At 42.3% G+C, this 13,394-nt stretch carries 11 protein-coding genes (1 of these 11 only partly in view); all 11 read left to right on the top strand.

The genetic code is table 11. From position 1 onward, the window contains the following. Nucleotides 1-1,047: the 3' portion of a glycoside hydrolase family 10 protein gene (locus F5613_RS03370; RefSeq protein ID WP_179398679.1), read on the top strand. Its footprint begins 435 nt before the window's first position; 1,047 of the gene's 1,482 nt are visible here — the last part of the coding sequence; its start codon lies off the left edge, out of view; it ends in the stop codon at nucleotides 1,045-1,047. Nucleotides 1,048-1,134: 87 nt separating this feature from the next. Beyond that, a complete protein-coding gene (locus F5613_RS03365) occupies nucleotides 1,135-1,575 on the top strand; it encodes a hypothetical protein (RefSeq protein ID WP_179398678.1) in 441 nt (146 codons plus the stop codon). Nucleotides 1,576-1,715: 140 nt separating this feature from the next. Continuing rightward, nucleotides 1,716-3,929, top strand: coding sequence for a TonB-dependent receptor (locus F5613_RS03360; RefSeq protein WP_179398677.1), 2,214 nt, complete (start codon nucleotides 1,716-1,718; stop codon nucleotides 3,927-3,929). A gap of 28 nt (nucleotides 3,930-3,957) precedes the next feature. Then, the gene (locus F5613_RS03355) at nucleotides 3,958-4,305 is read left to right on the top strand and encodes a cation transporter (RefSeq protein WP_079684612.1); all 348 of its coding nucleotides are present in this window, start codon (nucleotides 3,958-3,960) and stop codon (nucleotides 4,303-4,305) included. 165 nt (nucleotides 4,306-4,470) lie between these two features. Then, nucleotides 4,471-5,013: an RNA polymerase sigma factor gene (locus tag F5613_RS03350; protein WP_068180681.1), complete on the top strand. Its 543-nt coding sequence runs from the start codon at nucleotides 4,471-4,473 to the stop codon at nucleotides 5,011-5,013. Next, nucleotides 5,003-6,280 (top strand): porin family protein, encoded by a 1,278-nt coding sequence (locus F5613_RS03345; protein WP_179398676.1) that lies wholly within the window; start codon nucleotides 5,003-5,005, stop codon nucleotides 6,278-6,280. Before F5613_RS03350 ends, F5613_RS03345 begins: the two co-directional genes overlap by 11 nt. 35 nt (nucleotides 6,281-6,315) lie before the next feature. Next, nucleotides 6,316-7,083: a BFO_2992 family lipoprotein gene (locus F5613_RS03340; protein ID WP_179398675.1), complete on the top strand. Its 768-nt coding sequence runs from the start codon at nucleotides 6,316-6,318 to the stop codon at nucleotides 7,081-7,083. A 165-nt stretch (nucleotides 7,084-7,248) separates the two neighbouring features. Beyond that, nucleotides 7,249-7,818 (top strand): YIP1 family protein, encoded by a 570-nt coding sequence (locus tag F5613_RS03335; RefSeq protein ID WP_079684615.1) that lies wholly within the window; start codon nucleotides 7,249-7,251, stop codon nucleotides 7,816-7,818. Between the two features lie 9 nt (nucleotides 7,819-7,827). After that, a complete protein-coding gene (gene smpB, locus F5613_RS03330; RefSeq protein ID WP_079684616.1) occupies nucleotides 7,828-8,289 on the top strand; it encodes an SsrA-binding protein SmpB in 462 nt (153 codons plus the stop codon). 2 nt (nucleotides 8,290-8,291) lie between these two features. Beyond that, nucleotides 8,292-9,248, top strand: coding sequence for a nucleoside recognition domain-containing protein (locus tag F5613_RS03325; RefSeq protein WP_179398674.1), 957 nt, complete (start codon nucleotides 8,292-8,294; stop codon nucleotides 9,246-9,248). A gap of 60 nt (nucleotides 9,249-9,308) precedes the next feature. Then, nucleotides 9,309-13,007, top strand: a complete 3,699-nt coding sequence (gene metH, locus F5613_RS03320) for a methionine synthase (protein WP_179398673.1) — start codon at nucleotides 9,309-9,311, stop codon at nucleotides 13,005-13,007. Nucleotides 13,008-13,394: the final 387 nt, after the last annotated feature.

The raw sequence follows: 13,394 nt of genomic DNA, 5'->3' as shown, positions 1-13,394 counted from the left end.
TCGGTGGTTAAACGGATGCCCTCACTCTGCAAGCGATTTAACGGCGAGTGGTACCTCGATCCGGGTGTACCTGGAACAGATCAATATATTCTTTCTCTAGTAAAGGAAATAGTGAATGGATACGATGTGGATGGGATTCATTTTGATTATATACGCTATCCAGAAGAGGCTAAGAAGTTTCCCGACAGGGCAGCTTATAATAAATCAGGTAAGGGAATGCCTTTAGACGAGTGGCGCCGTTCCAATATTACCCGGATGGTATCCATGATTTATGATTGGATAAAGGGAGTGAAGCCCTGGATTCAGGTTAGCAGTTCTCCTTTAGGCAAATACAGCCGTATTCCGAAAGTACCCAATGCGGGTTGGACTGCTTACGAAAGTGTTTATCAAGATCCCGGAAAATGGTTGCAACAGGGAAAGCACGATATGGTGGTGCCAATGATGTATTATAAGTTTGATAATTTTTTCCCGTTTGTAGATAATTGGGTAGAGATTAGCAACGGGCGGATTGTTGTGCCCGGGTTAGGAGCTTACCGGATGGACAAAAAGGAAGCCGACTGGGAAAAAAATGATATTACCGATCAGATTGACTATAGCAGATATTACGGTGGAGCCGGGTGTTCGTTTTTCCGTTGTGCAAACGTGTTGGACAATACCAAGGGTATTTACGACGAACTTAAGAATGTATACTATAAGTTTCCCGCCCAGCTTCCTCCGCTCAAATGGTTGGATGATGCTGTTCCGGAGGCTCCTGCAGAGATCAAAGTTCGCAAAGAAAATAACGAGCTGGAGCTTACCTGGGATGTGCCCGAAGGTAAGAGTGATTCTTTATCTTACACTGTTTATTATGCGATTAATGATTCTGTGGACACCCAAACATCATCTCATATGCTGGCTACCGGAGTAAGAGGAAATTCCTTCCGGTTACCGCTTACAGATGAAATAGAGAGAATGTATTCATTCTGTGTTACCTCTTCTACCCGTTATCGGATAGAGAGCAAACCTTCGAAAGAAACTATTTATTATTTGCTTCCGTACGAAAAATAATAGTTAAAAATAGAATGGACTCGGTTGGAGTTTTGATTATTTTATATCTTTGTAGCAGTTATATATTCTTATTATAGCTTTAAACAGATGAAAAAGACAGTAACGGTTGTTTTAATTCTCTTTCTTGCCTGTATCGTAGGATATGGGGGAGCAGGGGTTAATTATATAAACTATTGCTGTCACGAGTGTGCTGTACAAGGAGTGGATGCTGTGGTTAACGATCTGTGTTGCGAAACACACGGACACGATTATGTTAATTTCATGAACGAGAAAGGAGAAGTTTTCCGTCATGACGGCGACTGCCTTAACTGCGGATTGAAGCGTGTTAAGTTTGAATGGACAGACGATACGGATGATATACCTGTGATACAGGTTCCTTCATTTGATCTGAGTTACTTAAATTTTGATATTGTTCAATCGTTGATTCCTGCTGTACCTGTTTACAGCCATTGTTTTGTTCCACTGGATGGGCCGCCTATACTATGCCCACGTGTTTATTTATCGCTTCTCACTACACTTCTGATTTAATTTTTAAACGATTTTGTTCCGGTTGCCTGTAGGTTGCCGGATGAAGGATTGTAGTCTTATCCCGAACAGGATATGGAATGTTTCCGTATCTAAAAATGGATAGGAAAGGCATCAGTGTATTAACGTTTAAGAATTTGAATATGTTGAAACAAGTATATTTTTTACTTTGTATGATGCTTATTCCGACAGGATTACTGGCGGATGGTGTCGTAAAAGGTCATGTTTATGATGAAAACAAACAACCTGTAATAGGAGCAAATGTTTATTGGGAAGGCACACAGGAAGGTACAACAACCGACTTACAAGGGTTCTTTACCTTAAAGAGTAAAGGACCTGAAGCCAATCTGGTAACAAGTTATATTGGTTACCAAACCGTAGCTGTTGCGGTAAAAGACAGTAAAGAACCTTTGGTTATTGTGTTAAAAGGAGAGGTCTCCTTAGACGAGGTAGTGGTAAGTGAACGCAAGGTGGCTACAATTTCAAGTAGAACAAGTGTGCTTCAAACCCAGAAAATAACTTATGATGAGTTGTGTAGAGCTGCCTGTTGTAATCTGGCCGAAAGTTTTGAAACTAATCCATCGGTAGATGTCTCTTATAGCGATGCTTCCACGGGAGCGCGTCAGATCAAATTATTAGGTTTATCCGGCACTTATGTACAGATGCTTACCGAAAATTATCCAAATTTCAGAGGAGCCTCTTCTCTTTATGGATTGGATTATGTCCCGGGCGCCTGGATGGAGAGTATCCAGGTATCTAAAGGAACCTCATCTGTAAAGAATGGTTACGAGGCATTGGCAGGGCAGATTAACGTGGAATTTAAGAAGCCGCAGACGGCCGATATTTTCTCTGCTAATCTTTTTGCCAGTGATGCCGGAAGATATGAAGCAAATACTGATGCATCCTGGCATATAAACGATAAGCTGTCCACAGGTTTGTTGGTGCATTACTCCAACGATAAAATGTCGCATGATGATAATGGGGATGGTTTTCTGGATACACCCTTAAAAGAGCAGGTAAATCTGATGAACCGGTGGAGCTATAATTCGGGCTCGTATGTGGCTCAATATGGCGGACGTTTCTTGCACGAAAGCAGAATAGGTGGTCAGGATACGCATCACGGCGGCATGGTTAATCCCTATGTAATTGATCTGAACACCAACCGGGCCGAGCTGTTTACCAAACAGGCCTATATTTTAGATAAAGAGAAGGTTGAGAGTGTAGCACTGATTCTTTCGGGCTCATATCACGAACAAAAGTCCATCTATGACATTACTCCCTATAATATTTATCAGAATAATGTGTATGCCAGCCTGATGTATGAAAAGGAATTCTCGCATGCACACAGTCTGAGCACCGGATTGAGTTTGAATTACGATGGATTTAATGAAAACCTGGTACTAAATAACAGATGGACACCCTACAACAGAAGCGAAGTGGTGTCTGGAGCATATGCACAATATACCTATAATCTGAACGATAAATTCATTCTGCTGGCAGGTATCCGCGCCGATTACAGTGAAAAATACGATTTCTTTGTAACACCCCGTGTACACATTAAGTACAATCCATTCGATTGGTTTCATGTACGCGCTTCGGTGGGAAAGGGATATCGAACGGCCAACGTGCTTGCCGAAAATAACTTTCTGTTGGCCAGCAGTCGCAAAATGCGTATTGCCGAAAACCTGGATCAGGAAGAGGCATGGAATACAGGTTTAAATCTTTCATTCTATATCCCGATTGCCGGGAAGGAACTTACATTGAATGGGGAATGGTATTACACGGATTTTAATAAACAAGTGGTAGTGGATGTGGATAGCAATCCCCACGAGGTAAGTTTTTATAATCTGGAAGGATCTTCCTATTCAAATAGTTTCCAGCTGGAAGCTACCTATCCGTTTTTCCGTGGTTTCACCCTTACGGCCGCCTATAGGTATACCGATGCCCAAACCGACTATCGCAACGAAGCTGGTTTGATTTACAGAATGAAGAAGCCTTTGGTGAGTGATTATAAGGGATTGTTAACAGCTTCGTATCAAACCCCGCTAAAAAAATGGCAGTTTGATGTTACTTCTCAATTTAACGGAGGAGGAAGAATGCCGTTACCGGATACCACCCATCCGTTGTGGGATAGTAAATTTAAGGATTACACGGTTGTAAATGCACAGGTTACCCGTTTCTTCCGCAGATGGTCCGTTTATGTGGGCAGCGAGAACCTGTTTGACTTTACACAGGATACTCCGATAATAGATGCTTCTAATCCACGAGGTGATAATTTTGATGGCTCAATGATTTACGGTCCGGTACACGGACGAAAGATCTATGCCGGAATCCGTTTTAATATTGCAAGAGATTGATTTGTGAAACAACCAATAATGTAAAAGTATGAAAAGAATTGTTTTTATTCTCGTATGTACCTTTTGTGTACTGAGTACTGTTTTTGCACAAGATGTAAAAAAGAAAAAAGAGTCGGCCACTTTCTTCATTGAAGCAATGGATTGCGATCATTGTGTAAAGAAAATAGAAAAGAACATTGCCTTCGAAAAGGGGGTGACAGATTTGAAATGCGATTTATCTACGCGTACAGTCGTTGTAACTTACAGAGCTGATAAAACATCGGCCACCCGTTTGGTATCGGCATTTAAAAAGATTGAGATGGATGCTGTTCCAGTAGATGATGGAGCCGGATGTGCTGTTCCTGTTAAAAAAGAAGACGGAAAGCATAAGCATTAACCATATCATTTTTATCTTTGCGTAGCCTCTTTTAAGCAATGGATTCTGTTCCGGTGCTAAAAGAGGCTACCTCTGTTTTTTTTATAAACAGAATGCAGCATTTATTTCAATGTTTTCATCTAATTTGTTGAACGACCTCTGCGGAGGAACTGAATATCTGACTAAATGAATGAACAACAACTGATAGAGGGTTGTAGGAAAGGAGAGAGGATGGCTCAGAAAGAGCTTTACGAAACATACTCCCGCAAAATGATGGGGGTCTGTCTACGCTACGCAAGCGATAGAGAGACAGCTCGTGATTTACTGCAGGATGGATTCGTAAAGGTTTTTACTGCCCTTGATTCTTATGCCGGTTCGGGTTCGTTCGAGGGGTGGATGAGAAAAATATTTGTAAACTCTGCGTTGGAGCATCTGCGTAAAACGGATATTCTGAGGGAAGCAGTAGATCTTGATAATACGGCGGAGCTGATGCATCCGGATAATTCGGTTATTTCTGAAATGTCTGCTGCAGATCTGCTCCAACTGGTACAGGAACTTCCTCCCGGCTTCAGGACAGTATTCAACCTGTTTGCCATAGAGGGCTATTCTCATAAAGAGATCAGTGAAATGCTGGAAATTACCGAAAGTACATCAAGGTCTCAGTTTACAAGAGCAAAACAGTTATTGCAACGGAAAGTAAAAGAATTGGATGAAAGATATGAACGATAAACAAAGAGATCAATTGGAGGATATATTCAGATCAAAGTTGCAGAACTTTGAATCGGATCCCGATCCGGCCGACCTGGATGCTATATTGCAGCGTCTGCCAGCCCGGAAGGTTGTTCCCTTAAGACGAAAATGGCAATATGTGGCTGCTGCCGCAGCTGTTGTCTTTTTGATTGCAACCGGTACGTTCTATTTCTATACGGAGGAAACATTGCAGTCTCCTTTGGTACAGCAGGCCAGACAGGAAACCGAAGTGCTGGATAACCAATTGAAACAGGAACAATTGAAAACCATTACAGAGCCTGTTCAACTGGCTGATGGCGAATCGGTACAAGAGAAGAAAGACAGAACGTATGCGAATAAAAAGGTGGACCGTATTATTAGATTGAATGCTGCAGTACAATCAGCATCCCAGAAAGTTTCTACGGTTGAAACGGAAACAGATTCGGTAGCGACCGAAGTTCCAAATAATACGGAAGGAGTACCTTCTCAACCAAGCATAGCCGCCAAACAGGATAGCGAACCTAAACCGGTTGCCGAAAAAGCTCCGGAAACACGCCGTCTTATTGCCGATGCAGGTCAACCGGATATAAAAAGGGGTGAAAAATCGGACAGAAAATGGAGTTTTGGCCTCGGAAGCGGTAGCTTTACTGCCGGATCGGGTAATACGGTTAATACGTATACTTTTAAGAATTCCATGCAGGCGGATAAAGGATTGATGTATATGAATGCACCATCCATCAACAGTGAGCTTCCGAAAACGGATATACATCATGATACCCCGATTACGTTTGGGTTGGCTGTAAGCAGACGATTGAACGATCGGTTTGCATTGCAGACGGGACTTAACTTTACCCTGCTGTCGTCTGATTGGAAAACGAACGGAACATTTCATACAAAGACGAAACAGAAACTTTATTTTCTGGGAGTACCGATGTCTGTAGTCTATAAAATTGCTGAATGGAATAATTTCCAGTTCTATACTTCAGCAGGAGCTATGGCCGAGATCAATGTAAATGGTATAGTTAAAAACACACTATTCTCCGAAGGAATTGATTTAGGTACGGAAAGTGAAAAGGTGCGGATGAAGGAGTGGTTATGGTCGGCCAACGCAAAGGCCGGAGTAAGCTATCCGGTTTATCGCTTTGTGAATGTTTTTGTTGAAGGCGGTGTGGCATACTACTTCGATAACGGAAGTTCAATTGAAACCATTCGCTCGGAAAAACCGTTTAATGCGGGATTTAATGTGGGATTAAGATTGGGATTTTAATAATAAATTAATATAATTACTAAAAAAGAATGAAGATGAAGAGACTTAGAATGACTACGCTGACGGTTTTGGCTTCGGCGATGGTACTGTTGACCTCATGTTTGGGAGAAGGCGGAAGTGAAACCAGCCTTTACGGCATAGCCGGTGTTGTGGAATCTCAACCGTTGACCTACAAAAAAGTGGTCCGGATTTCGGATGGTAGCCTTATTTATTCGCCGGGTCTGGACTCGGATGCTTCTATACAGCCGGGTGATTGTTGCCTGATTGACATGTATATAGATTATTCAGTTCAGAATGTAGAACAACTGGGTTACTATGCTGCTACGATATCAAACTATGTGGATGTGGATAAGTGGCCTACAAGCTCGTCAACCGACTCACTTAAAGTACGCCCCAACGAGCAGATGATTTACGATATTCCCTCGTTGAACTTTATCAGCAACAAGCTATTTGTTTATTCGCAGCATAAAGAACAAACAGAACAGAAAAATACGTACAGACTAACTTACAATCCGAACGAAGAGGTAAAGGAAGTAGACGGATACAGAATCTATAATTTTTACTATTCATGCCAGAAGGTGCAAGATGGTAAATCTCCCGAAATCACCCCCTATCATGTTAATGCATTTGATGTGGAGTATGTATTGAAACAGATTGCTCAAAAGGAGAAAACGTTGGGCAATGATAAATTAAGCTTTAAAATTAATTATATTAAAACAATTAATGCCGACAGCAGCTTTGTGAAAGGGGCTACTCAACGCATTACGTGGGATGTAAGCTCAATATTGGGTACATCCAATTAATTTTCAAATAAACGGTGGATTAAAGGGAATTGTCTGTGGACAGTTCCCTTTTTTTATTGTGTTCTTTTATTGGAGGTTTAATGTGATTTCAACTATAAAATACAGTAAGATAGTAGAAGTTATGTCTTATTTTTATACTTTTGTCTTTCAATTAGAAATGTGAAGATGTATAAGGAGATAATTAAATTAGTTATACTAATTATTTCTCAGCCTGCAAAGGCATGGGAGATGCTTTCCCTGAAAGAAGACAAAGAGGAAGACTTTCTATCTCGGTTTATTTATCCGTTGATTGGAATGGTAACGTTGGCTGCTTTTTTAGGAGTGTTGTTCACCCGGAAGGAATTTGACGTTGAGCTTGCATTGAAATCGTCCATTAAAACATTGGTTTCTTTTTTTGGTGGATTTTATCTGGCATCCTACCTGCTTAATGAACTTTGGGTGAGTATATTTAAACGAGTGAAAGATATGAAACGCTGGCAATGCTTTGTCGGCTATTCGTCGTCATTGGTGTATGCACTTACTATCGTACTCATGCTTTTACCCGAATTCTTTTTTCTTCGTATCTTTATTCTTTATACGGTTTACATTGTGTGGGAGGGTGCAGAATCTTACATGGGAGTAGAGGAAAATGTGAAGTTGAAATTTGTTGGTATTGTTTCGGCGGTGATATTACTTGCACCTATTATCATCGACTTTCTGCTTTCCATGTTAATGCCTGGTTTACGTTTCGAATAATTCAGAAAAATGAAAGAGAAAATTAGTAATAACATACAGATCAAAAACAAACGGGCCACATTCGATTACGAATTGCTCGACACCTTTACGGCAGGCATTGTGCTTACCGGTACGGAGATTAAATCCATCCGTTTAGGTAAAGCCAGTCTGGTGGATACCTTTTGTATCATGGAGAAAGGCGAGCTGTGGGTGAAGAATATGTATATTGCCGAGTATTTTTATGGTACCTATAACAACCATGTGGCCAGAAGAGACCGTAAAATGTTGTTGAGCCGTAAGGAATTGCGAAAAATTGAAGGAGCTTCCAAGAACAGCGGCTTTACGATTGTGCCGATTCGTTTGTTTATCAATGACAAGGGCCTGGCCAAGGTGGTTATCGCAGTTGCAAAGGGGAAGAAAGAATACGACAAGCGTCATTCCATCAAGGAAAAAGAAGACAAACGGGAGATGGACCGTTTATTCAAGAAATAGGAATGGGAACTCACTTGGAAAGGATCTGGTTGTGTATCAAGAATGCATTGCCTAAGTCTGCCAGAACTTGTATCTGGCTGTTGAAGATTATATTGCCCATCTCTTTATTGGTCAGATTGCTTGAGTATTCGGGCTGGTTGGCCGAAATATCCGGATTCCTTTCTCCGCTTTTCTCGCTTGTAGGATTACCCGGCGAGACAGCTATCATTTTTATAACAAGTACCTTTGGTCCGCTGTACGCACCCATCGCATTAATTACTTCGATGTCTTTGGGATTAAGAGAGGCGACCATCCTTGCAATAATGTGCCTGGTATCACACAACCTCATTGTGGAATCGTCCATACAGGCAAAAACAGGTTCTTCTTTCTGGGGAATGACCATCCTGCGTTTATCGATGAGCTTTCTGATTGCCTTTACCTTAAATCTGGTGCTTCCTGAATGGAGCGGACAAACAGTAGGGAAGGCATTAGCAGCAACGCAGGATACAAGTTTAAAAGAGGTGCTTATCCTTTGGATTACCGGATCCATGTCGGTAATAATCACTATTTTGCTGATTGTAACAGGCTTGATGATTCTGCATAATGTATTGGATGAATTCCGGCTTATGAAAAAACTGTCCGACCTATTTGCTCCTTTGATGAAGATTTTCGGTCTGCCCCGCGATGCCGCATTCTTGTGGCTGGTTGGGAATGTTGTAGGTCTTGCCTATGGCGGAGCGATTATGGTTGAGCAGATGCAATTAAAAAAGCTTACGCAAAAGGAGGGCCATCTGTTGAATCATCATTTAGCTGTCTCTCATTCATTACTAGAAGATACTGTTATATTTGTTGCTATTGGAATTCCCGCTCTTTGGATACTTGGAACCCGGTTGCTTTTTGCAATCGCGGTGGTCTGGGGCCGGAGGCTATACAACTTTATATACAGCCGTAATGTTATTAAAAGACCTTTGGAAGGTTGACAAGCTTTTTTGTTTCGGCTTGTAAATATTGAAACATCTCCCGATTAATTATAGCAACATATGAACAAGCAAACTTTTTTACGACTTCTCGAAGAGCGTATCCTCATTCTTGATGGAGGAATGGGTACGATGATTCAGGGATATCGTTTAGGCGAAAACGATTACCGCGGCACACGCTTTGCGGACATTCCCGGACAGGTGAAGGGAAATAACGATATGCTCTCTGTTACTCAACCGGAAATTATCAAGACAATTCATCGTCAGTATCTGGAAGCAGGTGCCGATATTTTTTCTACCAATACATTCAATGCGAACGGTATTTCCATGGCGGAATACGGTATGCAGTCGTACGTACGTGAAATTAATCTGGGTGCAGCAGGTATTGCCCGTGAGGTAGCCGATGCATTTATGAAGGAACATCCTGATAAAACTATATTTGTTGCCGGTTCTGTAGGTCCTACAAACAAAACAGCCTCAATGAGTCCGGATGTAAGTAATCCCGCCTACCGGGCCGTTTCCTACATGGATTTATATAACGTCTATAAAGAACAAGTAGAGGCGCTGGTGGATGGCGGTGTAGACATTATTTTGTTTGAAACAACATTCGATACCTTGAATGTGAAAGCCGGACTGGAAGCGGCCGAGGTTGTATTGAAAGAAAAGGGTAAAGATCTGCCTATAATGTTGTCGCTGACTTTGGCCGGACAAGGAGGACGCACGCTTTCCGGACAGACTTTAATGGCATTTCTGGCTTCTGTACAACATACCAATATTGTAAGTATCGGTCTGAACTGCTCTTTTGGAGCTGCCGATATGAAGCCATATCTGCAGGAACTTGCGAAATATGCCCCCTGTTATGTAAGTGCTTATCCTAATGCGGGTTTGCCAAATAGCTTGGGTGAATACGATGAAACTCCCGAAACGATGGCTGGACACATCAAACCCTTTGTGGATGAACAGCTAATAAATATAATTGGCGGATGCTGTGGTACTACTCCTGCGCATATCGCCCGTTATCCGGAACTGGTAAAGGGTGCCAAGCCCCGAAAACCAGCACCCAAACCGGATTGCCTGTGGTTATCCGGTTTGGAACTGTTGGAAGTAAAACCGGAGAATAATTTTGTGAATATCGGCGAACGCTGTAATGTTGCCGGCTCCCGTAAATTCTTACGTCTTATTAAAGAGGGAAACTACGAAGAGGCTCTTACTATTGCACGTAAGCAGGTAGAAGATGGCGCCCAGATAATTGACGTAAATATGGATGATGGAATGTTGGATGCCGTAAAGGAGATGACCACATTCCTGAATCTGATTGCCGCCGAACCGGATATTGCCAAAGTACCTGTAATGATAGACTCTTCTAAATGGGAGGTTTTGGAAAAAGGGTTGCAGTGTGTTCAGGGCAAGAGTATTGTTAATTCAATCAGTCTTAAGGAAGGAGAAGCCGAATTCCTTTCACATGCCCAGCGTGTTAAACAATTAGGTGCTGCCGCTGTGGTTATGGCTTTTGATGAGACCGGACAGGCAGATACTTTCGAGCGTAAAATTGAGGTATGTAACAGGGCTTACCGCCTGTTGGTGGATAAGCTTGACTTTAACCCTCATGATATAATATTTGATCCGAATGTGCTGGCTATCGCTACCGGTATGGAAGAGCACAACGGATATGGTCTTGCTTTTATTCAGGCAGTGGAGTGGATCAAGAAGAATCTGCCCGGAGCCAGAGTAAGTGGCGGTATAAGCAATTTGTCGTTTTCTTTCAGAGGAAATAATTATGTGCGAGAGGCAATGCATGCCATCTTCCTGTATCATGCCATTGGAAAAGGGATGGATATGGGTATTGTGAATGCGTCGGAGGCCGTAAGTTACGACGATATCGAACCTGGCTTCCGCACATTGGCTGAAGATGCTATTCTGAACCGCCGCCCCGAAGCCATGGAAGAGCTGATCAATTTTGTTCAGAATCTGAAGGTTGAGAAAGAGGGTGCGACGGAAGACAAACACGAAGCTTGGCGGGAGGGTACATTGGAAGACCGTCTGGTCCACGCGTTGGTTAAAGGAATTGGCGATCATCTGGAAGCCGATCTGGAAGAGGCGCTGACAGCTTATCCTAAAGCGGTCGATATCATTGACGGACCTCTTATGAAAGGGATGAATATCGTAGGAGATCTCTTTGGTGCCGGTAAAATGTTCTTGCCGCAAGTTGTGAAAACAGCCCGAACCATGAAGAAGGCTGTTGCAATCCTGCAGCCTGCCATCGAATCGGAGAAGGTGGCCGGCGGTGCTACCAAGGCCGGAAAAGTGGTGTTTGCCACGGTGAAGGGTGATGTGCATGATATTGGAAAAAATATTGTATCTATTGTACTTGCATGCAACAATTACGAAGTGATTGACCTGGGTGTGATGGTGCCTGCCGATGTTATTATAAAGAAAGCAATAGAAGAGCAGCCGGATTTTGTTTGTTTAAGCGGACTTATCACCCCTTCACTTGAAGAGATGGCTCATGTGGCTTCCGAAATGGAGAAAGCCGGTTTGTCGATCCCGATGATGGTGGGTGGTGCTACTACATCCAGACTTCACACAGCCTTGAAGATTGCGCCACATTACAGTCACCCGGTGATACATGTGTTGGATGCATCACAAAATCCCATTATTGCCTCTAAATTTACCAATAAGGATTCGAGGGACGAGTTTGTAACTCAATTATATAGTGATTACGAAGCGTTACGACAGTCTTTTGCTGCCAAAAAGGAGGTGCTTGTTCCGCTGAGAGAAGCAAGGGAAAAGCATATTCCAATTGATTGGAAATCGTATGAACCTTTTGTGCCGAATCAAAAAGGAGTACACGTATTACCCTATATTCCGGTGGAGGAGATTGTTCCATATATCCACTGGACCTTTTTCTTCAGTGCATGGAGATTGAACGGACGTTTTTCTGAAATTACGAAATTACATGGTTGTGATGCCTGCCGGGCTTCCTGGTTGGCAGATTTCCCTGAAGCCGACAGAGCCAAAGCGGCCGAAGCCATGCAGTTATATAAAGATGCTGTCCGGATGCTTGATAAGCTTGTAGAGATGAAAGCCGAGTTTGTTAAAGCGGTTTATGGATTTTTCCCGGCAAACAGCGAAGGAGATTCTGTGCTGATTGATGGTGTAAAGTTCCCGATGCTCCGTCAGCAGGTTAAACGTGAAGATGAAATATATAAATCATTGGCCGATTATATTATGCCTGCTGCCGAAGGAAGAACAGATTATATCGGAGCATTTGTAGTTACCGCCGGTGCCGGTGCCGATTATTTGCAAAATAAGTATGAAGAAGAGGGTGATACCTACAAAGCCATGCTTTTGCAGACGCTGACCGATCGTATGGCAGAAGCGGCCACCGAATACCTGCATGAAAAGGTACGCAAGGAATATTGGGGCTATGCAGCCGACGAATCATTCACAATGGCCGATTTATACAGAGTGAAGTATCAGGGCATCCGACCGGCTATCGGTTATCCGTCGTTACCGGATCAGCTGCAGAATTTCACGTTGGATGAACTTCTTAACATGTCGCAAATAGGAGTGAAGCTCACAGAAAATGGAGCCATGGCCCCTACCGCTACGGTTAGTGGATTGTTTTTTGCTCACCCGGAATCTAATTATTTCCAGATTGGAAGTATAGACAAAGAACAAGTGGACGATTACGCTGCACGAAGAGGATTAAACGAAATGGAAATTCGTAAAATGTTGGGACGTAATTTTAATCAGATGTAATAGGGTTGTAAAGACATATAACAGTAAGATTGAAAAGAATATAAGCACTGCTACCGATTTGAATAGGAAGCAGTGCTTTTTTCATTTAATACTTTTATTTTTTTCAATACGAAGAACTATTCGTTTGTCAGCTGTGTCCTTTGCGTTTGTCATATGTTGAATGCAAAGTAGACAGCTGGATACCTTGCATTCAACATATGACAAACGAATAGTGTATAACGATGAAAAAAATAGATTGTAGTTATGAAAAGAAAAGTTCACCGTAGTCTTGTAAATAGTTGGTGCTATATAACTTTTGCTGAGATCGATAATTGTTTACGCCGGATGAATGCAATAATAAATAAAAAGTGAAGGATAATTCAAAAAGTGAAATAAAAAGTGAAGGAT

It is taken from the genome of Macellibacteroides fermentans, from assembly GCF_013409575.1.
Taxonomy (GTDB): Bacteria; Bacteroidota; Bacteroidia; order Bacteroidales; family Tannerellaceae; genus Macellibacteroides; species Macellibacteroides fermentans.
This window is presented reverse-complemented; position numbering and strand designations above follow the sequence as displayed.

Excerpts from the sequence above, each read along its gene's own strand:
- F5613_RS03360 (WP_179398677.1), top strand. The coding sequence starts at position 1,716 with ATGTTGAAACAAGTATATTTTTTACTTTGTATGATGCTTATTCCGACA.
- F5613_RS03350 (WP_068180681.1), top strand. The coding sequence starts at position 4,471 with ATGAATGAACAACAACTGATAGAGGGTTGTAGGAAAGGAGAGAGGATG.
- F5613_RS03325 (WP_179398674.1), top strand. The coding sequence starts at position 8,292 with ATGGGAACTCACTTGGAAAGGATCTGGTTGTGTATCAAGAATGCATTG.
- metH (WP_179398673.1), top strand. The coding sequence starts at position 9,309 with ATGAACAAGCAAACTTTTTTACGACTTCTCGAAGAGCGTATCCTCATT.
- F5613_RS03345 (WP_179398676.1), top strand. The coding sequence starts at position 5,003 with ATGAACGATAAACAAAGAGATCAATTGGAGGATATATTCAGATCAAAG.
- F5613_RS03355 (WP_079684612.1), top strand. The coding sequence starts at position 3,958 with ATGAAAAGAATTGTTTTTATTCTCGTATGTACCTTTTGTGTACTGAGT.
- smpB (WP_079684616.1), top strand. The coding sequence starts at position 7,828 with ATGAAAGAGAAAATTAGTAATAACATACAGATCAAAAACAAACGGGCC.
- F5613_RS03340 (WP_179398675.1), top strand. The coding sequence starts at position 6,316 with ATGAAGAGACTTAGAATGACTACGCTGACGGTTTTGGCTTCGGCGATG.
- F5613_RS03335 (WP_079684615.1), top strand. The coding sequence starts at position 7,249 with ATGTATAAGGAGATAATTAAATTAGTTATACTAATTATTTCTCAGCCT.
- F5613_RS03365 (WP_179398678.1), top strand. The coding sequence starts at position 1,135 with ATGAAAAAGACAGTAACGGTTGTTTTAATTCTCTTTCTTGCCTGTATC.